Annotated in this window: 19 protein-coding genes; 15 read left to right on the plus strand and 4 right to left on the minus strand. The window is 42.2% G+C overall.

Annotated elements, in window-relative coordinates; translation table 11 throughout:
• Nucleotides 1–27 precede the first annotated feature (27 nt).
• The 3 genes from nqrM to bfr (Q4557_RS08655) all read left to right on the plus strand — a co-directional run bounded on the left by nqrM (nucleotide 28) and on the right by bfr (Q4557_RS08655) (nucleotide 1,524).
• Nucleotides 28–249 carry a (Na+)-NQR maturation NqrM gene (nqrM, locus tag Q4557_RS08645; RefSeq protein ID WP_076542875.1) on the plus strand — a complete coding sequence of 74 codons (222 nt, stop codon included), beginning with the start codon at nucleotides 28–30 and terminating at the stop codon, nucleotides 247–249.
• 324 nt (nucleotides 250–573) lie between these two features.
• A complete protein-coding gene (bfr, locus tag Q4557_RS08650; RefSeq protein WP_102520116.1) occupies nucleotides 574–1,044 on the plus strand; it encodes a bacterioferritin in 471 nt (156 codons plus the stop codon).
• Nucleotides 1,045–1,056: 12 nt separating this feature from the next.
• Nucleotides 1,057–1,524 carry a bacterioferritin gene (gene bfr, locus Q4557_RS08655; protein WP_102437953.1) on the plus strand — a complete coding sequence of 156 codons (468 nt, stop codon included), beginning with the start codon at nucleotides 1,057–1,059 and terminating at the stop codon, nucleotides 1,522–1,524.
• Nucleotides 1,525–1,607: 83 nt separating this feature from the next.
• Here bfr (Q4557_RS08655) and Q4557_RS08660 read toward each other — a convergent pair whose 3' ends face one another.
• Nucleotides 1,608–3,518, minus strand: a complete 1,911-nt coding sequence (locus Q4557_RS08660; RefSeq protein ID WP_102530880.1) for a methyl-accepting chemotaxis protein — start codon at nucleotides 3,516–3,518, stop codon at nucleotides 1,608–1,610.
• A 282-nt stretch (nucleotides 3,519–3,800) separates the two neighbouring features.
• On the opposite strand from Q4557_RS08660, the gene dinB reads away from it, so the two are divergent.
• The gene (gene dinB, locus Q4557_RS08665) at nucleotides 3,801–4,877 is read left to right on the plus strand and encodes a DNA polymerase IV (RefSeq protein ID WP_102437949.1); all 1,077 of its coding nucleotides are present in this window, start codon (nucleotides 3,801–3,803) and stop codon (nucleotides 4,875–4,877) included.
• Between the two features lie 93 nt (nucleotides 4,878–4,970).
• Here dinB and Q4557_RS08670 read toward each other — a convergent pair whose 3' ends face one another.
• Nucleotides 4,971–6,431: an aminoacyl-histidine dipeptidase gene (locus Q4557_RS08670; protein ID WP_102530881.1), complete on the minus strand. Its 1,461-nt coding sequence runs from the start codon at nucleotides 6,429–6,431 to the stop codon at nucleotides 4,971–4,973.
• Nucleotides 6,432–6,678: 247 nt separating this feature from the next.
• Between Q4557_RS08670 and Q4557_RS08675 the strand changes: the two genes are divergently transcribed.
• The 4 genes from Q4557_RS08675 to Q4557_RS08690 all read left to right on the plus strand — a co-directional run bounded on the left by Q4557_RS08675 (nucleotide 6,679) and on the right by Q4557_RS08690 (nucleotide 12,982).
• The gene (locus Q4557_RS08675; RefSeq protein ID WP_303412123.1) at nucleotides 6,679–8,220 is read left to right on the plus strand and encodes a leucyl aminopeptidase family protein; all 1,542 of its coding nucleotides are present in this window, start codon (nucleotides 6,679–6,681) and stop codon (nucleotides 8,218–8,220) included.
• An 830-nt stretch (nucleotides 8,221–9,050) separates the two neighbouring features.
• Complete coding sequence (locus Q4557_RS08680) at nucleotides 9,051–10,340, plus strand: NCS2 family permease (RefSeq protein WP_076542805.1); 1,290 nt, start codon at nucleotides 9,051–9,053, stop codon at nucleotides 10,338–10,340.
• A gap of 244 nt (nucleotides 10,341–10,584) precedes the next feature.
• Entirely contained in the window at nucleotides 10,585–11,697 is a 1,113-nt protein-coding gene (gene proB / locus Q4557_RS08685; RefSeq protein WP_102477151.1) for a glutamate 5-kinase, read from the plus strand.
• A 16-nt stretch (nucleotides 11,698–11,713) separates the two neighbouring features.
• Nucleotides 11,714–12,982 carry a glutamate-5-semialdehyde dehydrogenase gene (locus Q4557_RS08690; RefSeq protein WP_102477152.1) on the plus strand — a complete coding sequence of 423 codons (1,269 nt, stop codon included), beginning with the start codon at nucleotides 11,714–11,716 and terminating at the stop codon, nucleotides 12,980–12,982.
• A 183-nt stretch (nucleotides 12,983–13,165) separates the two neighbouring features.
• On the opposite strand, the gene Q4557_RS08695 is transcribed toward Q4557_RS08690, so the two are convergent.
• Together Q4557_RS08695 and Q4557_RS08700 are read right to left on the minus strand one after the other, a co-directional pair.
• Nucleotides 13,166–13,495, minus strand: a complete 330-nt coding sequence (locus Q4557_RS08695; RefSeq protein ID WP_241904024.1) for a hypothetical protein — start codon at nucleotides 13,493–13,495, stop codon at nucleotides 13,166–13,168.
• A gap of 146 nt (nucleotides 13,496–13,641) precedes the next feature.
• Nucleotides 13,642–14,565 (minus strand): DMT family transporter, encoded by a 924-nt coding sequence (locus Q4557_RS08700; RefSeq protein WP_303412127.1) that lies wholly within the window; start codon nucleotides 14,563–14,565, stop codon nucleotides 13,642–13,644.
• Between the two features lie 290 nt (nucleotides 14,566–14,855).
• On the opposite strand from Q4557_RS08700, the gene dnaK reads away from it, so the two are divergent.
• From dnaK to carA, 7 genes are all read left to right on the plus strand, one after another.
• Complete coding sequence (dnaK, locus tag Q4557_RS08705) at nucleotides 14,856–16,775, plus strand: molecular chaperone DnaK (protein ID WP_102437933.1); 1,920 nt, start codon at nucleotides 14,856–14,858, stop codon at nucleotides 16,773–16,775.
• A gap of 88 nt (nucleotides 16,776–16,863) precedes the next feature.
• Nucleotides 16,864–17,994, plus strand: a complete 1,131-nt coding sequence (gene dnaJ, locus Q4557_RS08710) for a molecular chaperone DnaJ (protein WP_102437931.1) — start codon at nucleotides 16,864–16,866, stop codon at nucleotides 17,992–17,994.
• A gap of 182 nt (nucleotides 17,995–18,176) precedes the next feature.
• Nucleotides 18,177–19,400, plus strand: a complete 1,224-nt coding sequence (locus Q4557_RS08715; RefSeq protein WP_303412130.1) for a DEAD/DEAH box helicase — start codon at nucleotides 18,177–18,179, stop codon at nucleotides 19,398–19,400.
• Nucleotides 19,401–19,550: 150 nt separating this feature from the next.
• Nucleotides 19,551–20,342, plus strand: a complete 792-nt coding sequence (locus tag Q4557_RS08720) for a M48 family metallopeptidase (RefSeq protein WP_303412132.1) — start codon at nucleotides 19,551–19,553, stop codon at nucleotides 20,340–20,342.
• A gap of 107 nt (nucleotides 20,343–20,449) precedes the next feature.
• Nucleotides 20,450–21,064 (plus strand): FKBP-type peptidyl-prolyl cis-trans isomerase, encoded by a 615-nt coding sequence (locus Q4557_RS08725; protein ID WP_102437925.1) that lies wholly within the window; start codon nucleotides 20,450–20,452, stop codon nucleotides 21,062–21,064.
• 51 nt (nucleotides 21,065–21,115) lie between these two features.
• Entirely contained in the window at nucleotides 21,116–21,928 is an 813-nt protein-coding gene (dapB, locus tag Q4557_RS08730; RefSeq protein WP_303412135.1) for a 4-hydroxy-tetrahydrodipicolinate reductase, read from the plus strand.
• 182 nt (nucleotides 21,929–22,110) lie between these two features.
• Entirely contained in the window at nucleotides 22,111–23,268 is a 1,158-nt protein-coding gene (gene carA / locus Q4557_RS08735) for a glutamine-hydrolyzing carbamoyl-phosphate synthase small subunit (RefSeq protein WP_102437921.1), read from the plus strand.
• Nucleotides 23,269–23,283: the final 15 nt, after the last annotated feature.

The following is a 23,283-nucleotide window of genomic DNA, read 5'->3' on the forward strand; positions in this document are numbered from 1 at the left end:
GATGACCAATTTAGCTTGGAGAATATGATGAGTACTTTTATCGCAGCATTTGTGGTGTTGTTATTATTTTTTTTATTAATGTCCGTGGGCTATATCGTGAAGCGCAAGGCGGTTGAAGGCAGTTGTGGTGGTTTAGGTGTTTTGGGTATTGAGAAAGCTTGTGATTGTGATGACCCATGCGATAAACGCAAACGCCGCATGGCTGAAGCTGAAAGAGAAGCAAAACTGAATCAAAACCGGATTATCTAGTGCGCCAGCATTAACTTTAAGCCCACTTTCAAGTGGGCTTTTTTACGACTGTTACAAAATTTACAAAACTAATTACAGCTAACATTTACCCTTACTAGTGTGATTATTGTCACTATTAAAAACCAGCAGAATTAGCTAGAGATGTGATTCTATTAAGAAATATTCAAACGTGAAAATGCTGAAGCGAGATAAGAACCTAAGTTATAATGATAATAGTTATCAATGACTAAGTTTATGATAATAAAGGGGAATTGTTTTTTGAAGTCACATGTACTATGCTGGTCGAAATTGATCCAGATCAATCTAGCATTTAAGGACTAAATCATGAAAGGCCATCCAAAAGTAATTAGTCAGCTTAATCGTGTACTGACATGTGAGCTCACTGCCATTAATCAATATTTTCTTCACGCGCGTATGTTCAAGCATTGGGGACTCGAAAACCTCAATGAGAAAGAATATAAAAAATCTATTCAAGATATGAAACATGCAGACAAGTTAATTGAGCGGGTATTGTTTTTGGAAGGTTTACCTAACCTTCAACAATTAGACAAGTTACGCATTGGTGAGCATTGCGAAGAAATGTTTGATTGTGATCAGCAAGCGGTAGTCGAGCAGTTGGTCGTTTTACGAGAGGCGATTAAGCTTTGTGAAACAGAGCGCGATTACGTTACTCGTGATTTATTAGAAGATTTACTTGAAGATGAAGAAGAGCATCTAGACTGGATTGAAACCCAAAAAGAGCTGATTAACCAAACCGGTATTCAGAACTATCTTCAATCACAAATTAAAGATTAATAGGACATTATCATGAAAGGTAATCCAGAAGTTATTGCAGCTTTAAATGCATTATTAACCGGTGAGTTGTCAGCGATGGATCAATACTTTGTACATGCACACATGTACGAAGATTGGGGATTTGATGAGCTTTATACGCGCATCTTACATGAGTCAGATGACGAAAAAGCCCATGCTGCTAAGTTAGTTCAGCGCATTCTTTTCTTGGAAGGCACGCCAGATGTTGCAAGTCGTGAAGCATTAAACATCGGTAAAGACGTAGAAGAGATGCTTAAAAATGACTTGAGCTACGAATATCAAGTTGCTGATCATTTACGTGAAGTCATCGCTTTATGCGAAGTAAAAGGCGACTTCCAAACCCGTGAAATCTTAGAAGTACTACTTGATGATACTGAATCTGATCACATGTATTGGTTAGAAAAACAAATTCGATTAATTGATCGCGTTGGTTTACAAAATTATCTGCAAACCAAAATGTAATCATTGAGTTTGCTACAAAACAAAAGCCTAACTGAGTTAGGCTTTTTTTATGGGATTTTTAAGCGTTATATGTATTGGTAACGCTATAGTTTGAACTGATTAATCATATTGGTTAGCTCCACATTGATTGTGGCAATATTATCCGTTTCATTTCGCTGCATAATGCCTTCATCATTTAAGGTTTCAACCATATCGTGAATTTGGTGCATGCTTCGATTAATTTCCTGAATAACAATATTTTGCTCATTTGCTGAGGTGGATATCTGGCTATTGAGGGCATTGATTTGAGCAACAATAGTACTCATGGTTTGTAAATTATCAGAAGTATTACTGACCTCAGTAACCGTGTCTGAGCAGGCTCGTTCAGTACTGCCAATGGCCGCCACCACCGCAGTGGCTTCAGCTTTTAATTTTGCCAGCGCGATTTCAATTTCACTGGTACTTGTTTGGGTGCGACTGGCAAGGGCGCGCACTTCATCTGCAACCACAGCAAAACCACGCCCTTGCTCTCCGGCCCTTGCAGCTTCAATCGAGGCATTAAGCGCTAACAGGTTGGTTTGCTCTGCAATACTCCCAATCACATCAACAATGCTTTGAATACTGCTGGTTTCATTATTCATGTGCTCGACATTACCAGCAGTTTGATGGATTTCAGCAGCTAAACCTTGGATACCCACTTGGGTTAAGTTAATGGTCTTCAGTGATTGCTCGCCAGTAATATTAGCCTCATTAGTATGCTTGGCTGCGGTTTCGGTATTCTCAACCACAGTGACAGCGGTATTTGATAGCTCTTCAATGGCGGTCACAATTTGGGTTGTTTCATTGGTATGGGCTGTCAAAATTTGTTCGCTGTTTTGGCTATAGTGCTGCAGCTTATCAATACCGGTAGATAATTTAATTGTCGATTTATTGATGGCTAACAACATGGTTTGTAGTTGTGAAATAAAGGCGTTAATTCCGAGGGAAATTTTTCCGATATCGTCATCATTTTTGACTTCCAAACGACGGGTTAAATCACCATTACCTTGAGATAAGCCAGTGACTAAGTCACGTAGTTCATTAATCGGTTGATAGAGCTTATTCAGTAGTATTAATAACGCCACAACAGATAAGCCAAGTACCAATAATATGATGCCGCTGAGTTTTAATGTGGCATTAACAAGCGGTGCGAAAGCTGTTGCTTCATCGAGGGTGACAATCACATACCATTGGTTGTTATCAATTAAAGGGATTTTTTGACTAGCAATAATCGTGCTAACGTCATTTATATCACTGAGCGCCCATGAGCTATCCTGACCGAGAATACTTTGATAGATCTCGCTTAGTTGGCTATTGCTGCTGATATTGTCTTTTTGATTAGTTAAGGCTGAATTAGAGGCTAACACTAAGCCATTTTTATCAATAATAAAGCCAGTGGCACCTTCAATATCTGCTAATGCTTGTAGTTGCAGTTGCAAGTAGTCAAAACGTAAATCCGCCATGATGATCCCGCCATCAATTGGATGCATAACCCCGACCATAGGTATACCGTCTGTACGGGTAAAAAACACTTCGCTGAGGGACAAGGTATTTTTTTGTTTGCCGTTTTGGTACCAAGGACGAGTGCGGGGATCATATTTATCGACTACACCGACGCCGTCAGGAAAAGACTCTGAAGCAATAGAGGCAAAGGATTGGCCATCATCAAACCCCATAATGACTTTAGAGACGCCACCTAATTTGGCTGTGTATTGAGTCATGGCGACATGGCCGGCATCCACATTGTTATGACGGTATAGACTCGCGAGTTCAGTTACCGCGGAAGTGGTGCGATTAAATGAGTTTTCTATTTCACTGACTTTGGTTTTTATTTGGTGGTGGATGTCGGTTGTCAGCTTGTCTGTTATTTGTTGTTTTAATAATTGGTGAGTGACCAGCCCGCTAATGATCAAGGCGAAAGCTAATAGAATTGTTAACGCAAATAGTAAACTCGCTTTAAAGCCAAACTTGTTCATAACTCACCTAATTGTATTATTATTTTTGTTTGATTGTACCTGCTTATAAATCAAAATATACCCTAAGCTCATAAAAAAGTTAGTGATTTGCATCATGTAATGTTGATTTTGTTTTTGTGTTGTCTGATGTTTAGTGTTCTTACTGTTATTTATTTGTATTGCAAATTAGCGCTATTTTGTAATTTGAAGCTTTCAACGCGACTGGTGATAAAGGTTTAATTTGAACACTGTTTTTATATACAGTATCATGATGTCATTCAGTGACTTCTTTATGAAAACGCCATGCGTAAAATTATCCACATTGATATGGATTGCTATTATGCCGCAGTTGAAATGCGTGATTTTCCACAATTGCGTGGTAAACCTATTGCTGTAGGTGGGCGCAGCGATCGCCGTGGTGTTATCAGTACCTGTAGTTATGAGGCGCGTAAATATGGCGTTCGTTCTGCTATGTCGAGTTATCAGGCATTAAAACTCTGCCCAGATTTGATATTGGTGCCAGGCAGGATGGAGGTTTACAAAGCGGTTTCGCTGCAAATCCGTGAAATATTCCATCGTTATACAGAATTAGTTGAGCCGTTATCATTGGACGAGGCGTATCTTGATGTTACTGATTGTGATGCATGTAAAGGTAGCGCCACCTTAATTGCTGAGCAGATCAGAGCTGAAATCTTTACGGTAACCGGGCTTACTGCTTCCGCGGGAGTCGCACCGATTAAGTTTTTAGCTAAAATAGCTTCTGACTTAAATAAGCCTAATGGTCAATATGTGATCACGCCTGCTGAGATCCCTTCGTTTATAAAATCATTATCCTTAAGTAAAATCCCTGGGGTGGGAAAAGTAACCTCGGCTAAGCTTGCAGCGCTCGGGCTTGAAACCTGTGAAGACGTGCAGCGCTACCCGAGTGACAAGCTCATCAGCGGTTTTGGTAAATTTGGCCGCGTGTTAATTGAGCGCACTCAAGGTATCGATACACGTCAAATAAGCCCAAATCGTATCAGAAAGTCGGTTGGGGTTGAGACCACCTTAGCCCAAGATATTTTTACTATAGAGCAATGCAGCAATGTCATGCCGCAGTTAATCCAAGAGCTTATTAGCCGGGTGCATCGCAGTGCTAAAGACCGGCAAATTCATAAACAGGTAGTAAAACTTAAATTTAACGATTTCAAGCAAACTACCATTGAGCATCGCAGTGATGAAATGTCGCTTAACTTATTCCAGACATTGTTAACTCAAGCACTAGAGCGGGCCAATGGCCGAGGTATAAGATTAATCGGTGTCAGTGTTGGTTTAGCTGATAATAGCCAGCCAGAAGTGGTTACAGATGATAATAGCGAGCAATTAGATTTGCAGTTCTAGTGATTATCGCTAGAAACAAAAAGGCTGCCTTTTCTTATATCAAGAATAGAGCAGCCTTTTTATTAAGCGCGTAATTTAATAGAGAGTTAAAGCTCAGCCTTTTGCTGGAATACGCTCTAGTACCGCAAGCAGTAGTTCCCAATATTGGCCAACAGTGGTGATATTCACCATTTCGTCTGGGCTATGTGGGAAACGAATGGTTGGGCCAATAGAGACCATATCCATGGTTGGGTATGGTTCTTTAAATAGTCCACATTCAAGACCGGCATGGATAACCATAATCGTCGGGTCTTTCTTATAAATATCATTATACGTTTCACGGACAATGGCCATCACTGGTGAGCTATTATCAGGCTTCCAACCAGGGTAAGCGCCTGATAGATCAATGCTAGCACCTGAAAGGTTTGCTAATGCCGTTAATTGCGTTTCAATTTGCACTCGGCCTGAGTCAATCAATGAGCGGATAAGACATAGCACTTCAACAGATTCGTTGTCAGTGTTAATCACTCCGACGTTAAGCGATGTTTCAGTCACACCTTCAACTTCATCGCTCATACGCATTACGCCGTTAGGGCAGGCGTGCAGTAAATCGATTAAGGTATTTTGCGCATCTTCACTCATGACTTTTGCTGGAGCGTCAATGGCTGCAAGTGTTAGCAACATGTCAGGGTCAGCAATTGCCAGCTCTTCACGAACAATCGCTTGATATTGAGCAATGGCTTGCTCAAGCTTGGCTTTATTTTCGCTTGGCAGCATAAAGTTGATGCTAGCTTCACGGGGGATAGCATTACGTAAAGAGCCGCCAGTGAAGTTAACTAATTCAATTTGTAAATCATCACCATAACTAAATAAGAAACGGGCTAATAATTTATTGGCATTGCCGCGACCTAAATGAATGTTGACGCCTGAATGGCCGCCCTTTAAACCTGAAAGGGTTAAGCTAAAGCTGGCATTGCTTTGCTCAGGTGCTTGCCATGACATAGGAACGCTTAGCTGTGCATCAACACCGCCAGCGCAACCCATGTAGATTTCGCCTTCTTGTTCTGAGTCAGTATTAATTAAAATATCAGCATCAAGGTAACCAGCTTCAAGGCCGAAAGCGCCAGTCATGCCCGCTTCTTCATCAATGGTAAGCAGCACTTCTAATGGACCATGTTTAATGTTGTCAGCGCCAAGAATTGCTAACGCTGAAGCCATACCAATACCGTTATCAGCACCTAAGGTGGTGCCCTTGGCTTTTAGCCATTCGCCATCTACATAGGCTTCAATAGGATCTTTTTCAAAATCATGCACTTTATCGGCATTTTTTTGTGGAACCATATCAATGTGGGCTTGTAATACCACAGTCTTGCGTTCTTCCATTCCAGCATACGCTGGCTTTTTAATGATCAAGTTACCGACTTTATCTTCGACGACAGGCAAACCTTTCGATTTAGCCCATTGCTGGATATGTTCACTAAGTGCTTGTTCAAACTTGGATGGATGCGGAATCGCACAAATTTGTTCAAACCATTGCCATAATGGCTGGGGATATAATTGATTAATGGCGGTCACGAAGACTCCCTAAATGCTATGAATGTGGGAATAGATGCGCTGAAGTTTACCATATTGTCGTTACTAAGTAGTGACCTAGAGCAAGTAGAGAGGCTGGGTTAAATTAATTTTTGTAAATATATTTTAACTCTATCGTAAAGCTAAGCTTATATACTTTAACCACCATTGGTCGTTATGATTTGTGATTCAGCACCTGAAATTACTGATTAGCAAGCAATAATAACAATCTATTTAAAAAGGATGCCCCATGTTTCAAGTCAATATCGTTGATGTAGCAAATGATCAAGCCATTTTTGAAGGCCATGGCTGGGACGCCGTAGTGGTAGTCGCCACCGATTTAGCCGCCATTGCCCAAGATGAAATAAAAATACTCGCCAAGCATGCGAAACAAATCGATCAGCGCATTGGTCAGTCGGCAACATTGTTACTGGCGCCCGGACTTGCGGGTGGCAGACTGATTGTCGCCCCAGTTGTTAATGCCACTAATGAATACAGTGATGTGAGTGTGTTTGCCAAAGCAGCTAGAGAAGGCGTTGTTATTGCTAAGGCTGCGGGAGCAAAACAACCGCTGTTGGTGGTAGAAACCAGCCAAGATAAGCGCTATCAATTTGCTAAACAGGTTGCTGCACTTGCCTGTGGTCAGGAACTATGGCAATCACTGGAGCTGCGAGAAGCCACAGCAATTACCCCAGCATTTAGCGCCATTGGTTTGCTTGGCAGCGACAATTGCAGTGGCCTGCTCAATGCTGTCGAAGCCGGTAAGATTTTGGCAAGGGATCTATGCGGCACTGAGCCAGAAAGAATGGCGGGGCCAGCATTTGCTGATTATTGCGTTGAGGCGCTAAAAGACAGTGGCTTAGCAATCAGAGTCATTGAAGAACGTGAAGAGTTAGAGCGCGATTACCCGCTGCTTTGCGCAGTAGGGAGAGCCTCATTTAATGTGCCTCGGCATCAACCTCGCGTGGTTAAACTGGAATATGTGGCAGAGGGCGCCATTGATCGCACCTACTTGTTTGCTGGTAAAGGAGTTATTTACGATACTGGCGGCGCAGATATTAAAGTCGCCGGTGGCATGGCGGGTATGAGCCGAGATAAAGGCGGCGCTGCAGCGGTGGCAGGCTTAATGAAAACCTTATCTATCTTAAAGCCCAAAGGCATTAGAGTGATAGCAGAGTTAGGTTTGGTGCGAAACAGTATTGGCAGCGATGCCTTTGTTCCTGATGAAATCATTACCAGCCATGGCGGTGTTAGAGTGCGTATTGGTAATACTGATGCCGAAGGGCGCTTAGTGCTGGCAGACTTATTATCTCACTTAAGACTTCAGGCAATGACAGCAATTAAGCCGCAAGTATTTTCTGTGGCAACCTTAACCGGCCATGTGGTGCGCTGTTATGGCGGCTATACCGCACTAGTCGAGAACAAAGTGGCACAACAAGCTGGTATGGGTCACACCCTAGCTGGCATTGCTGAGCAATGGGGCGAACCATTTGAGTTATCTAGCTTGCGTCATGATGATTTTGCCAAGGTACATAATATCTCTGGCCAAGGGGAGTTATTGTCATCTAATAACGGCCCTTCTGCCATTACTGCCAGAGGCCATCAATATCCCGCAGCATTTTTAATTAATGCTTCAGGCTTGGGCCAACATGGCACAGGCTCTGCCATGCCATTGCCTTTTGCGCATCTTGATATTGCCGGTAGTGCCACAGAAGGCCATAGTTTGTATGGGAAACCCACAGGCTCGCCTTTGGTAACTTTATTACAAAGCGTTTTGGGCGGCAATGTGTAGTTTGTTTTTTGCTCAACCACTATATATTGTGCTATTTAGTGGTTGATTGTTTGCTAATGAGAACTCTAAATTCTTAATTTGTCATACAAGTGTGCTTTTATTTCATTTTTTGATTGAAATATAAAATAATTAAATAAATACTTGTAATAAAATTACACTTTGGTATTATTCCTCTCGTTGGACAGCGACGGTGCTTTCCAATTCTAGTTAATCCAGGATGGATATAGTCTCCAAGGAATCGAGTGATGAGTTGTCTCAATGGATTGAGAAAAGTTTGTTCCAAGGAACCGAGCCAAGCAAGACTAGGTTTTCGCAACTTTATTTGGAGTATGATTATGTCTTCTACAGACAGCTATACTATTTATGGACAAGGCACTTGGTTAAATCCAGCTGTTCTGTCTTTTGGCATTTATGCCATGACGTTTAAGGGCTAACCCTCCTTATTCATTGATTTACCGTATCAACCCTTTTTTCTGTCGCCTTTGGGCGGTTTTAGACAACAAGTAAATTGGTTCTCTATTGCCAATTTACTTTTTAAGTTTTATCACTTAATTGTGATGCAGTTTTCCTCTCCCCATACGGAAAACTTTTAACTTGTCTGCCTACTCTTTTGAGTAGGCATTTTTTTTGCCTGAAATTTATCAACCACTGGCTTTTCATTGAGTTAAATTGTCTTTCATACGAATATAAGTGTTTAGTTATCTAACATGGCTATAAACCTTATAAGTACCTATAATCCGAACGAATTAATTCACCTCTGATTTTGACTGTAATTAGCCAGTAGCGGCTATAGCAGCCAATTACACCCCCTTTTCAAGGAACAAGGCTTCATGTTAGAGAAACTGTTTAAACTCAAAGATAATCAAACGAATTTAAAACAAGAAGTTGTCGCGGGTCTCACTACCTTTCTCACCATGGCTTACATTATTTTTGTTAACCCTATGATGTTAGCTGATGCCGGCATGGATCATGGTGCAGTGTTTGTGGCCACTTGTTTAGCCGCGGCAGTGGGCTGTTTAGTGATGGGCTTAGTGGCCAATTACCCCATCGCATTAGCGCCGGGTATGGGGCTTAATGCTTTCTTCACTTATACCGTTGTCGGCGAAATGGGCTATAGCTGGGAAACTGCACTTGGCGCAGTATTTATGTCTGGTATTTGTTTCTTAATTTTATCTTTGGTGAAAATTAGAGAATGGATAGTTAACAGTATTCCAATGAGTCTGCGATTAGGTATTGCCGCGGGTATCGGTTTGTTCTTGGCCTTTATTGGCCTTAAAAGCGCCGGTATTGTGGTGGCAAGTCCGGCAACATTAGTCACTATGGGGGATATCACTTCATTCTCAGCTGTGATGGCTGCGGTGGGGTTTTTCTTGATCATTGCTATGGTACAGCGTGGCTACAAAGCGGCGGTGATATTAAGTATTTTCATTGTCACAGCCATTGCATTGTTAGCTGGTGAAGTGAGTTATAACGGCGTTATGTCGATGCCACCATCGATAGCACCGACATTCATGAAAATGGATTTATCCGCAGTGCTTGAAATCAGTATGATTTCAGTGATATTTGCCTTCTTGTTTGTGGATTTATTTGATACCTCAGGCACCTTGGTTGCAGTCGCGCAGCGTGGCGGATTTTTAGATGAACAAGGGCGTTTACCAAGAGTGAAACGCGCCTTAAGTGCAGACAGCTTAGCCACCATCGCAGGGGCGACGTTAGGAACATCAACGACCACTAGTTATATTGAAAGCACGGCAGGCGTTAGCGCCGGTGGCCGTACTGGCTTAACCGCTGTTGTCGTCGGTTTGTTGTTTATTGCTGCATTATTTTTTGCCCCACTTGCCGGCATGGTACCCGCTTATGCTACCAGTGGCGCCTTGTTTTATGTGGCGATTTTGATGATGTCTGGCTTAGTCAATGTTGAGTGGGAAGACTTAACAGAAGCGGCGCCTGTGGTCATTGTGTGTTTATTGATGCCATTAACCTTTTCAATTGCTAATGCCATAGGGTTTGGTTTTATCTCTTATGCGGTGATTAAACTACTTACTGGCCGTTTTAAAGAGTTAAATCTTGGTATCTTGTTTATTGCGGCACTATTTTTAGCTAAGTTTATTTGGGGTTAACCTTGGCTTTGCTCGCCATAACACCTGCTGAGTAAGCTCATGTGTGGGTTATCAAGCTGTAATTAAGCAGCAATGATAAATTAGTGATTTTTGTTAAGGGTTATGCAATGCATAGCCCTTTTTTATGCTGTATAACAAATAAATATAGTATTTGTTTACTCAATTATGGGCTTTACTATGAATTATTCGCTGAATTAGGTATAAAAATATTTCAGTCAATATTTTTGAGTTTGAAAAGGCAGTCATGACTTACAAGCGGGTCGTCGTAAAATTAGGTACCAGTGTCTTAACTTCGGGCAGTAACAAGCTCGATAAAGCACATATGGTGGAACTGGCCAGACAAATGTCTGTGCTTGTGCGTTCAGGTATTGAAGTTGTATTGTGCACATCTGGCGCAATAGCGGCTGGTCGCGAACATCTGCAATACCCCGTATTGCCCGATACTATGCCCAATAAACAATTATTAGCCGCCGTGGGTCAAAGTCAGCTTATTTTAGCTTGGTCAGAACTGTTCAGTATTTATGGTTTGCACGTGGGGCAATTATTGTTAACCCGCGCCGACTTACATGATCGTGAACGCTATCTAAATGCTCGAGATACACTCAATGCATTGTTAGATAATAATATTATTCCGATTATTAATGAAAATGATGCCGTTGCCACCAATGAAATTAAAGTGGGCGACAATGACAATTTATCAGCTAGGGCCGCATTATTATGTGATGCTGACTTATTAGTGTTATTGACTGATCAAATCGGCTTATTTGATGCCGATCCACGCAATAACCCCGATGCCAAGTTAATTACTTCAGTGGTCAATATTGATGATAACTTACGCTTGTTAGCGGGTGGCGCTGTTTCAGGTTTAGGCACTGGCGGCATGGCGACTAAGTTAGAAGCGGCCGATGTGGCTAGGCGAGCAGGTGTTGAAGTGGTCATTGCTTCAGGTCATTTGCCTAATGTGATTTCACAAGTAGTCAGTAAAGAATCGGTCGGCACTCATTTTAGTGTCACTAAAAATCCCCTTGAAAGCCGAAAACAATGGATTTTAGCTGGCCCTGCAACAGAAGGGCGGCTGATATTAGATGATGGCGCCTGTAAAGCGGTCGTTGAAAATGGTCGCAGCTTATTGCCTAAAGGGATTGTCAGCGTAGAAGGGCAATTTGAACGTGGCGCAACTGTGTTGATTGCCGATAAATCAGGTCACGTGCTTGCTAAAGGCATGAGCCGTTATTGTGCTAAAGCATTAACGATAATTGCAGGAAAGCACTCCAACGAGATTGAAACATTACTTGGCTATGATTACGGCGTAGCAGCAATACATCGTAATGACATGGTGGTACTAGATAGTGAATAAATTAAAGGACGAAAACATGTCACAGCAGCAATATTTAACCACGCTAGGTAAGCAAGCAAAAGCAGCAAGCTTTGCCCTTGCTAATTTATCGAGCCAAAACAAAAACGCTTTGCTTCGTTGTATTAGCGAGCAACTAACGCTAAATACCGAAGCGATTTTAGCGGCGAACGACCAAGACGTGCAGGCAGCAAGAGCCAATGGTTTAACCGATGCGATGATCGATAGATTATTGCTAGATAGCGAGCGATTAGCTGGCATTATTGCTGATATTGAAAATGTGATTAATCTTGCCGATCCTGTGGGCAGTGAATCAGCTAGCCAGTTATTAGATAACGGTTTACGTTTAACTCAACGCAAAGTGCCACTGGGAGTTGTTGGGGTGATTTACGAAGCACGCCCTAACGTCACTGTTGATATTGCCGTACTAGCACTAAAAACCGGTAATGCAGTGATCCTTCGTGGCGGTAAAGAAACCTTAACCTCAAATAAAGTTTTAAGTGAGGTGATCCGCACAGCGCTGACATTACAAGGTTTACCTGAAGATGCTGTGCAGCTGATTAACTCTACCGATCGCGACTTAGTGACTGGCTTACTGCGCCTTGACCAATATGTGGATATGATTATTCCTCGCGGCGGCCAAACCTTACAACGCCTTTGCGCTGAAAAAGCCACTATTCCGGTGATTTTAGGCGGCATTGGTATTTGTCATTTATACCTTGATAAATCAGCGGATTTATCTCGCAGTGCTGAGGTGATCATTAATGCAAAAGTGCAGCGTCCAACAGTGTGTAATGCCTTAGATACCTTACTGGTTCACGAAGCTGTTGCGGCTGAGTTTTTAGCAGATTTGTTTACGCAGATGTCGGCATTAGGCGTGAGTTTTTATACTTGTGAAAAAACGCAGCAGTTATTTGCAGCAAGTCAGTTTGATATTCATCCTGCAACGGATGAAACCTTCAGTACTGAGTGGTTGTCATTAACACTTGGGGTTAAGATTGTGACTGATATTGACCAAGCGATTACCCATATTCGTCAACACTCTAGCGGTCACTCTGAAGCGATTTTATCTGACGATATTAATGCGACCTGCCACTTTATGAATCAAGTAGACTCAGCAGCGGTATATGTCAATGCCAGCACCCGTTTTACGGATGGCTCGCAATTTGGTTTAGGGGCTGAAGTGGCGGTCAGTACCCAAAAGCTACATGCTCGCGGACCAATGGCTCTTGATGCACTAACGACTTATAAGTGGTTGGCAACTGGTGATTATACTTCTCGCAGCTAAAATAAACTAACCCAAGCCAGATTTGAAGCTGACGATGCTGTGAGTGACAAACTGACTTGATTTGCGCTTAAAACTTAAAAAGCACCTCGGTGCTTTTTTTGTTTTTTTGAGCACTGAAATAGCAGCAGCTTTGAAATGTGCCGCTAGAGGTTATTGTCGCCAGAGGTTATTGCCGTTATAGGATTATTGCAGGTATAGCCCATGGCTGGAAATCGCAGGAGTAGATAAACGTATATAAGTGGTGTAACACCAAATCAAAAAGCTGCTCAGCGTCATAAATATGCTTACAAGCCTAGCTGCTTGAACATACTCCATGATAAGCGGGAAGTACTTTTCTTGTATGCTATTAGTGAAGTAGACCGCAGGAAAAACAAAAATACATATATACATGGCGGGGTATTGGGTTGAGATATCACCGTTGAGATATTCATAAAGCATAATAGCCGCGGTAAGCATTAAGCTATAGCTGCGAATTTTATTTTCAGTGGTGTCACTTAAATTCCATCTCGGCATTCCCATTGCCAATCTCCTCCTTGAAGCATCCTTTGTATCTTGTACACCGTATTAACTGCACACCTTATTAATAGCAACTAACTGCCATGTTGACAATAAAGTTTAAATTTTAATCGTTTAAATATCGTAAAATGCTTTAACCACTGCTACTTATTATGCTTATGGCTGATCTTTAAACTGGATTTTCTCAACAGCTGTGGGATTACCTTTTGCAATATTAACCCCGTTAAAATAAAGCATAGACCAATATAGGTACTGCTGGCGATTTGCTCTTTTAAGATTAGCGCGATAAACCCAACAGACAGCACAGGGGTTAAAAATACAAGCGTGGTGATGTTAGAGGTTTTCTCGGTGCTTTTAAGTGCCATAAGCCATAAAACAAAGGTGATACCCATTTCAAATAGCCCCACATACACTCCAGCAGTTAGCGCTTGCCAACTAAAGTCGCTTATGGGTTGATGGATTAGCATGGCAATAGTCACTAAAGGTAAACCAATTAAAAAGCTAAGTAATAAGCTTACAGTGGCATCGCCGTCATCCTTGGTATTGGTTACCCAATATAAGCACCAAATCACCGTACTGCTTAATACAAAAGCAATCCCTTTAGGGCTATCAAAGTTAAATGCGGTGATATTGCCGCCGGTTGCGATAATGTAAACGCCGCTATAGGCAATCAGCGCGGCAATGACATCAACCTTTGTGAGCTTATGACCCAGCAAAGGGACAGCTAAAATGGGCAATAAAATCGCCCAAGTGTAATTAAGGGATAAGGCTTGTTGAGCTGGAAGTAAATCGTAAGCTTCAAACAGCACAAAGTAATAAAGAAACGGATTCAGAATACCGCTAAGCAAATAAAATCCTGGGCGACGTTTAAATTGTCGCAGCATTAATGTGTGCTTTCTTTGCCATAGGATAATCACACTCAATGCAATAATAGAGGTGAGCACTGCAACAAATACCAATTGTAAGGGTGTATAAAAACTTAGCGCGACTTTAAATGCAGTCGCGACTGTCGACCAAAGTAAAACGGCAACTAAACCATAGACATAGGCAAGAGAAGTGTTTGACAAAATCATTCCTAATAATAGTAATTATGCATAATATCCAAGGGGTGGATTAGCAAAGCAAGCAAGTATGGACAGATTGTATGCAATATACAAAATGAGGTCACGGGATATTTACTTAAGATATTTTTAATAATTTTTTTGATCAGCCCTTGTATTTTAGTTAGCTGTCCCAATATATGCAGTAAGGCTGATATGAGAGGCAAAAATTAGGACTTGAAAAATCAATTCCTGACCCCATATCAACAAACATAATCAAATTAGTTACATTAAAATTTTATATTTCGGAGATCCTCATGGGCAAAATTATTGGTATTGACTTAGGCACAACTAACTCTTGTGTGGCTGTCCTTGATGGCGGTACTGCTCGCGTAATCGAGAATGCTGAAGGCGAACGTACAACAGCATCTATCATCGCATATACCGATGACGAAACATTAGTAGGCTCACCTGCTAAGCGTCAAGCAGTTACAAACCCAACAAATACTTTTTTCGCGATTAAGCGTTTAATCGGTCGTCGTTTTAAAGATGACGAAGTTCAACGTGATGTTGACATCATGCCTTTCAAAATCATTGGTACTGACAATGGTGACGCATGGGTTGAAGCTCACGGCAAGAAAATGGCACCACCACAAGTATCTGCTGAAATCTTGAAAAAGATGAAGAAAACAGCTGAAGATTTCTTGGGTGAAGAAGTAACAGAAGCGGTTATTACTGTTCCTGCATACTTTAATGATTCACAACGTCAAGCAACTAAAGATGCTGGTCGTATTGCTGGTCTTGATGTTAAACGTATCATCAACGAGCCAACTGCTGCTGCACTAGCTTACGGTATCGACAAAAAACAAGGCGACAACGTTGTTGCAGTATACGATTTAGGTGGTGGTACTTTTGATATCTCTATCATTGAAATTGATAGCAACGATGGTGACCAAACTTTCGAAGTACTTGCTACTAACGGTGATACTCATTTAGGTGGTGAAGATTTCGATAATCGTCTAATTAACTATTTAGCTGATGAGTTCAAAAAAGAGCAAGGTCTAGACTTACGTAACGACCCGCTAGCAATGCAACGTGTTAAAGAAGCTGCAGAAAAAGCGAAAATTGAACTTTCAAGCACAACACAAACTGAAGTTAACCTGCCTTACATCACTGCTGATGCAACAGGTCCTAAGCATTTAGTGGTTAAAATCACTCGTGCTAAGTTAGAGTCTTTAGTTGACGACTTAATCCAACGTTCTTTAGAGCCATTAAAAGTTGCGCTAGCTGATGCAGACTTATCTGTTTCAGACATCAACGAAGTGATTTTAGTTGGTGGTCAAACTCGTATGCCTAAAGTACAGGCTGCAGTAACTGACTTCTTCGGTAAAGAGCCACGTAAAGACGTTAACCCAGATGAAGCCGTAGCCGTAGGCGCAGCAATTCAAGCTGGTGTACTTTCTGGCGACGTGAAAGACGTATTGCTACTTGACGTTACACCACTATCATTTGGTATCGAAACCATGGGTAGCGTAATGACTAAGCTTATCGAGAAGAACACCACTATCCCGACTAAAGCGAGTCAAACGTTCTCAACTGCTGAAGATAACCAAAGTGCAGTAACAATTCACGTACTTCAAGGTGAGCGTAAGCAAGCTAGCTACAACAAATCTCTAGGTCAATTCAACCTAGAAGGTATTGAACCAGCGCCACGTGGCATGCCACAAGTTGAAGTATCTTTCGACATCGATGCTGATGGTATCTTAAACGTATCAGCAACTGATAAGAAAACCGGTAAAGCGCAAAACATCACTATTAAAGCTAACTCAGGTCTAAGTGACGAAGAAGTAGAGCAAATGGTTCGTGATGCAGAAGCTCACGCTGATGAAGATGCTAAATTCGAAGAGCTAGTGACTGCACGTAACCAAGCTGATGGCATGGTTCACGCAACTAAGAAGCAAATCGAAGAAGCGGGTGAAGCATTACCAGCTGAAGAAAAAGAGAAAATTGAAGCAGCAATGGCTGACGTTGATACCGCAACTAAAGGTAACGACAAAGAAGCAATTGATAAAGCGACTCAAGCATTAATGGAAGCGTCTGCTAAGTTAATGGAAATCGCTCAAGCGAAAGCACAAGCGCAACAAGGTGAAGCTCCAGCACAAGATGCGCAAGAAGCTAAGCCTGAAGATGACGTTGTTGATGCTGAGTTTGAAGAAGTAAAAGACGACAAAAAGTAAGCTAAATTAGTTAGTTAACTTTCAGGCGGGCGTTGGGAGAAATCTCTAACGCCCGTTCGTACAATACCTGCTTGAGAAAACTGAGATTATGTCAAAGCGAGATTATTACGAAGTTCTAAGTGTCGGTCGCGATGCCAGTGAACGAGAAATCAAAAAAGCCTATAAGCGTCTAGCGATGAAATATCATCCTGACCGTAACCCAGGCGACAAAGAAGCTGAAGTTAACTTTAAAGAAGCTAAAGAAGCTTATGAAATTTTAACTGACGCGAATAAGAAAGCGGCTTATGACCAATTTGGTCATGCAGGCGTTGATCCTAATCGTGGCGGCGGTCAAGGTGGCGGCGGTGATTTCGGTGATATCTTTGGTGACGTGTTTGGCGATATCTTTGGCGGCGGTCGTCGTGGCGGTGGACAACGTCAAGCGGCTCGCGGTAGTGACTTACGTTACAACTTAGACTTATCACTTGAAGAAGCGGTTCGTGGCCTTACTAAAGAGTTACGTATTCCTACCTTAGCATCGTGTGATAGCTGTGATGGCAGCGGCGCTAAGAAAGGCTCGTCAGCAACCACTTGTGGTACCTGTCATGGTCAAGGCCAAGTACAAATGCGTCAAGGCTTCTTTGCTGTTCAGCAGGCGTGTCCGACTTGTCATGGCCGCGGCAAGATCATTAAAGATCCTTGTAAGAAGTGTCATGGCGAAGGCCGTGTTGAAAAGAGCAAAACCTTATCAGTTAAAATACCAGCTGGTGTTGATACTGGCGATCGTGTTCGCTTAACCGGTGAAGGTGAAGCGGGTGAGTTTGGCGCGCCTCCGGGTGACTTATATGTACAGGTGAGCGTTCGTGAACATAATATTTTTGTTCGTGATGGTAATAACCTCTACTGCGAAGTACCAATTTCATTCAGCAAAGCTGCATTAGGTGGCGAGATTGAAGTGCCAACACTTGATGGTAAAGTGAATTTGAAAATACCTGCAGAAAGCCAAACTGGCCGTATGTTCCGCTTGCGCGGTAAAGGTGTTAAATCGGTTCGCAGCCACGCCGTTGGTGACTTACTTTGTAAAGTCGTCATGGAAACACCAGTTAAACTTAACGAAAAGCAAAAAGAGCTACTTCGTGAGTTTGAAGCGACCTTAACCGGTGAGTCAAAGAAGCACAGCCCTAAAGCTGAAGGGTTCTTTGATGGCGTAAAAAAGTTTTTTCACGATTTAAATAGCTAAATTTATTTATTAAATTTAGCTATTAGCGAGTCGATTAAAAGGTTAATTACTGCAAAGTAATTAGCCTTTTTTATTGGCAAGTTTTTAAAGCACTTTGCAGGCTATTAAACAAACACAGCTTAAGACAATGACGTCAGTGTGCGGTAGACTGCATCTCATTGCTTCTTTGGATCACTATTTCGATGTCTTTTTTACAGTTAAACCTCAATCCAAGCCTTATCTCAGCTTTACCTAAGCAGTTAACAGCGGCCACTAAAATTCAAGCGCTGGCCATTCCTGCTGTGTTATCAGGTAAAGATGTATTGGCTTTAGCACAAACAGGGAGCGGTAAAACATACGCCTTTGGTTTGCCTATGCTGCAAGCTATTGATCTAGATAAAGCTGACCCTGTTCAAGCGCTAGTGATTGCGCCGACTCGTGAGCTGGCTAATCAGGTTTATCAAACGCTTAATCAGGTTGCGAAGCCTTTAGGCATAAAGGTGCAGCTTTTATGTGGCGGCATTGATGTTGAAGCCCAAGTCGCTGATTTGAAGAGACCGCCGCAGATTATCATCGCCACCCCATCAAGGTTAGTGCAGTTTATAAAGCTGGAACATGTGTCTTTATTAGCGCTGAAGTTGTTAGTACTTGATGAAGCAGACCGGTTATTAGATATGGGCTTTTGGGCAGACATTAAAACCATAGTGCAGCAAACGCCGGTAAATAAGCAGACACTATTATTTTCAGCCACCATAGATGACACAGTAGCTAAACAAGTTAGTGTGATTTTGAAACATGATCTGATCCGTATTGAAGCTGATAAAGCCAATTCAGTGGTAGATCACATTGAAGAGCAGCTTTATTTGGTCAATAAAGGCAGTAAAGCACAAGCACTGATTGCGCTAATAAAGCAGCATCAATGGCAGCAAGTGTTGGTGTTTAGCAATACTAAAGATAGCGCAGATGCACTAACCAAAAAGCTGGTAAAAGCTGGAGTTAATGCGGCAGCATTGCATGGCGATAAAGAGCAAGCGATACGCACTAAAACCTTAAAGGACTTCAAATCAAAGGCGTTAACCGTATTAGTGGCAACTGATGTGTTAGCCCGCGGTATAGACATTGATGCATTACCTGTGATTATTAATGTGGATTTACCCGCAAGCGCAGCAGTGTATGTGCACCGCATTGGTCGCACGGCAAGGGCGGGTGCTAATGGTTTGGCGCTATCGTTAGTGTGTCATGGTGAATCTGATGCACTACAAGCTATCAGAACCTTAACTGAGCGCGCACTGCCAACACTCGTCTTAGCAGATTTCCCGGTGACGGATAAACCGAGTTCGGGTAACAGTCAACGGCCAAAAAAAGATAAGCAAGCAAATCGCCGCAGTCAGAAAAAGCGCAGTATTAAGGACTTTAAAGGTAAATAAACACCAAGGTAAGCTGCTGTTTTTAGTGATTGCTGAGCTAAAAATGACTTACAATAGCGCGCAATAGGTTCATTTGTAATCAATCTATTGAGTACTAAATATATGATGAACTATTGCCAACGCTCACAAAATAATAAAAGGATAATTATTATGAAAGCCGGTTTTTGGGGGCTATTTGCCACCATTATTATCTCAGGTTGCGCAACCCACAAATCCCCAACTGGCCGCAGCCAAATGCTGTTATTTGATGAGTCTCAAATGTCGCAAATGGGGGCGCAATCATTCGATGCGATGAAAAAAACGGAAAAAATCAGTACCGATAAACAGCAAACCGCCTATGTGAACTGTGTTGCCAATCGCATTACTGCAGTATTACCTGATCAAAGCTTAAACTGGGAAGTTGTGTTATTTGATTCAGAGCAGATAAATGCTTTTGCACTGCCCGGTGGACATATTGGCGTGTACACAGGATTACTTAAGGTGGCGAGCGATCAAGACCAGTTAGCGACAGTAATAGGTCATGAAGTAGCCCATGTGCTAGCAAGGCATGGTAATGAGCAAGTTTCGCGTTCACAAATGACCAATGCAGGTATGCAAATGGCTGATATAGCCCTAGGTGCTGGCGGCGTGGCCAATAAAGATCTTTATATGGCGGGCTTAGGCTTAGGTGCGCAAGTCGGTATTTTATTACCCTTTGGCCGCGATCAAGAAAGTGAATCCGATGAGCTTGGTTTAGAGTTAATGGCTAAAGCGGGTTTTAATCCTGCTAAAAGCGTTACGCTTTGGCAAAATATGGCCAAAGCCGGTGGTGAACAAGGCCCTGAGCTATTTTCAACCCATCCATCTCATTCGACACGTATTGCCGATTTAAAAGCCCTTCAAGCTAAAGTGACACCAGTGTATCAAGCAGCTCTAAAGAAGACGCTTGCCAAGTGTCATTAAGGCTACTGAAAAATAGTCATAATCGAGGTAGATTAGCACCCATCAGCAACGAAAGTGTGGTAAACTGCCCCGCAAATTTTAACCGATGAATTAAGAGTAAATACGATATGTCAGAGTTCAACACAATGGAACAGCAAGCAAGTTACGGTGTAGGTCGTCAAATGGGTGAGCAATTAGCAGCTAACCCTTTCGAAGGCATCGATATCCCTGCTGTACAAGCTGGTCTAGCTGATGCATTCGCTGGTAAAGAAAGTGCTGTAGCTATGGAAGACTTACAAGTTGCTTTCACTGAAATCAGCCGTCGTTTACAAGCTGTTCAAGAAGAAGCTGCTGCTGCAGCATCTGCTGAAGGTGAAACATTCCTAGCTGAAAATGCTAAGCGTGAAGACATTATTGTTACTGAGTCAGGACTTCAATACGAAGTTATCACTCAAGGTGAAGGCGAAAAGCCAACGCTTGAATCAACTATTCGTGCACATTACCACGGTACTTTCATCAACGGTGAAGTATTCGATAGCTCTGTAGCTCGTGGCGAGCCTGCTGAATTCCCAGTTTCTGGTGTTATCGCTGGTTGGACTGAAGCATTACAACTAATGCCTGTTGGCACTAAGCTTAAACTATTCGTTCCACAACACTTAGCTTATGGCGAACGTGGTGCTGGCGCTTCTATCCCGCCATTCTCGGCGTTGGTATTTGAAGTCGAATTATTAGCAATCGTTTAATGAAAAGCGCCTAAGTTTACTTAGGCGTTTTTGTATCACTGGGAGAAGTAAATGACTGCAAAAGTAAGAGTCGCTGTTGTTGGTGCCAGTGGCCGTATGGGTCGCACACTGATTGAAGCTGCAAAGCAACATGAGGTCATATATTTGGGTGCTGCTATTGAGCGTACAGGTTCAACACTGATTGGTGTTGATGCTGGTGAGCTTGCTGGTGTTGGTACTATGAATGTCGCGATTACAGATTCATTAGATATTGCATCAGAACATTTTGATGTATTAATTGATTTTACCTCTCCAGAGTCGTCGTTAGTTCACCTTGATTGGTGCGCTAAAAACCATAAGGCGATTGTGATTGGTACTACTGGGTTCAATCATGCTCAAAAAGAATTGATTGGTGCTTATGCTGAGCAAACACCGGTTGTGTTTGCACCGAATATGTCAGTAGGCGTTAACTTAACGCTGAAACTATTAGAGTTAACTGCAAAAGTAATGGGTGATTACACCGATATCGAAATCACCGAAGGCCATCATCGCTTTAAGAAAGACGCCCCTTCAGGGACGGCATTAAAGATGGGCGAAGTTATCGCTGAAACTTTAGGTCGTGATCTTGAAGAGTGCGCTGTATATGGTCGTGAAGGTATGACAGGCGAACGTGATAGAAATACCATTGGTTTTTCTACTATTCGTGCCGGTGATATTGTTGGCGACCATACGGTGATGTTTGCCGATATTGGTGAGCGAGTTGAAATAACGCATAAAGCCACCAGTCGCATGACCTTTGCAAATGGCGCAATGCGCGCCGCCTATTGGCTGTCCGATCAAGATGCTGGTCTGTATGACATGCAGCAAGTATTGGGACTCAATTAATATTTAAAGAAAACCACCGTTGGTGGTTTTTTTTTGGAAAATATTGTTCCCAAAAAAACATAAATCAAGCATAGACGCTTATACATAATTCATATAGAATCGCCGGAATTTGCCAAATTTTCGTAATTTTGTAAATCTGTAGAAATTAAAAATAAATAATTTCAGTGGTTTGACTCTTATTTTTGGAGGTCACGTTGACACAGTCTGCCTTACTTGTACTCGAAGATGGAACCGTATTCTCTGGCACAGCAATTGGTGCCGATGGACTAACTGTTGGTGAAGTTGTATTTAATACTTCAATGACAGGTTATCAAGAGATTTTAACGGATCCGTCATATTCTCGCCAGATTGTCACTTTGACTTACCCGCACATTGGTAACACCGGAACAAACGATGAAGATACCGAATCTGATTCAGTTCATGCCTGTGGTCTAATCATCCGAGATCTCCCTCTATTAGCTAGCAACTTCCGTAATCAACAATCCTTAAGCGATTATTTAAAAGCGAATAATGTTGTTGGTATCGCTGATATCGATACCCGTAAATTAACTCGTATTTTACGTGAAAAGGGTGCCCAAGCCGGTTGTATTATGGTCGGCGATATCGATGAAGCTAAAGCATTAGCAGCAGCCAAAGCATTCCCTGGTTTGAAAGGCATGGATTTGGCTAAAGAAGTGACCACAGAGTCGACCTACCAATGGCGCAAAGGCACTTGGCGCTTAGTGGGTGGTTTACCGGACGAAACTCCAGCGTCAGAACTTAAGTTTAAAATTGTTGCTTTTGATTATGGTATCAAGCGCAATATTTTACGCATGCTAGTTGACCGTGGTTGTGATGTTACTGTTGTCCCTGCACAAACACCGGCAGCTGAAGTATTAGCAATGAATCCTGATGGGATTTTCCTATCAAATGGCCCAGGCGACCCAGAGCCATGTGATTATGCGATTACGGCTATCCAAGAAATTTTAAAAACTGAAATCCCAGTATTTGGTATTTGTCTTGGTCACCAATTACTTGCATTAGCATCTGGGGCAAAAACTTTGAAAATGAAGTTTGGTCATCATGGCGCTAACCACCCGGTAAGTAATATTGAAAAAGGTAATGTGATGATCACCAGTCAAAACCACGGTTTTGCTGCTGATGAAGCGACGTTGCCTGCGAACATCAAAGTGACTCACAAATCGTTATTTGATGGGTCTTTGCAAGGTATTCACCTTACTGATAAACCAGCGTTTAGTTTCCAAGGTCACCCAGAAGCAAGCCCTGGACCGACCGATGCGTCACCACTGTTTGATCACTTTATTGAGTTGATTGAACAATATCGTCAAAACGCTAAATAGTTAGGTCATTCGGAG

The organism is Shewanella sp. 5_MG-2023 (assembly GCF_030547465.1).
GTDB lineage: Bacteria > Pseudomonadota > Gammaproteobacteria > Enterobacterales > Shewanellaceae > Shewanella.

Excerpts from the sequence above, each read along its gene's own strand:
- nqrM (WP_076542875.1), top strand. The coding sequence starts at position 28 with ATGAGTACTTTTATCGCAGCATTTGTGGTGTTGTTATTATTTTTTTTA.
- bfr (WP_102520116.1), top strand. The coding sequence starts at position 574 with ATGAAAGGCCATCCAAAAGTAATTAGTCAGCTTAATCGTGTACTGACA.
- bfr (WP_102437953.1), top strand. The coding sequence starts at position 1,057 with ATGAAAGGTAATCCAGAAGTTATTGCAGCTTTAAATGCATTATTAACC.
- Q4557_RS08660 (WP_102530880.1), bottom strand. The coding sequence starts at position 3,518 with ATGAACAAGTTTGGCTTTAAAGCGAGTTTACTATTTGCGTTAACAATT.
- dinB (WP_102437949.1), top strand. The coding sequence starts at position 3,801 with ATGCGTAAAATTATCCACATTGATATGGATTGCTATTATGCCGCAGTT.
- Q4557_RS08675 (WP_303412123.1), top strand. The coding sequence starts at position 6,679 with ATGTTTCAAGTCAATATCGTTGATGTAGCAAATGATCAAGCCATTTTT.
- Q4557_RS08680 (WP_076542805.1), top strand. The coding sequence starts at position 9,051 with ATGTTAGAGAAACTGTTTAAACTCAAAGATAATCAAACGAATTTAAAA.
- proB (WP_102477151.1), top strand. The coding sequence starts at position 10,585 with ATGACTTACAAGCGGGTCGTCGTAAAATTAGGTACCAGTGTCTTAACT.
- Q4557_RS08690 (WP_102477152.1), top strand. The coding sequence starts at position 11,714 with ATGTCACAGCAGCAATATTTAACCACGCTAGGTAAGCAAGCAAAAGCA.
- Q4557_RS08695 (WP_241904024.1), bottom strand. The coding sequence starts at position 13,495 with ATGCCGAGATGGAATTTAAGTGACACCACTGAAAATAAAATTCGCAGC.
- dnaK (WP_102437933.1), top strand. The coding sequence starts at position 14,856 with ATGGGCAAAATTATTGGTATTGACTTAGGCACAACTAACTCTTGTGTG.
- dnaJ (WP_102437931.1), top strand. The coding sequence starts at position 16,864 with ATGTCAAAGCGAGATTATTACGAAGTTCTAAGTGTCGGTCGCGATGCC.
- Q4557_RS08715 (WP_303412130.1), top strand. The coding sequence starts at position 18,177 with ATGTCTTTTTTACAGTTAAACCTCAATCCAAGCCTTATCTCAGCTTTA.
- Q4557_RS08720 (WP_303412132.1), top strand. The coding sequence starts at position 19,551 with ATGAAAGCCGGTTTTTGGGGGCTATTTGCCACCATTATTATCTCAGGT.
- Q4557_RS08725 (WP_102437925.1), top strand. The coding sequence starts at position 20,450 with ATGTCAGAGTTCAACACAATGGAACAGCAAGCAAGTTACGGTGTAGGT.
- dapB (WP_303412135.1), top strand. The coding sequence starts at position 21,116 with ATGACTGCAAAAGTAAGAGTCGCTGTTGTTGGTGCCAGTGGCCGTATG.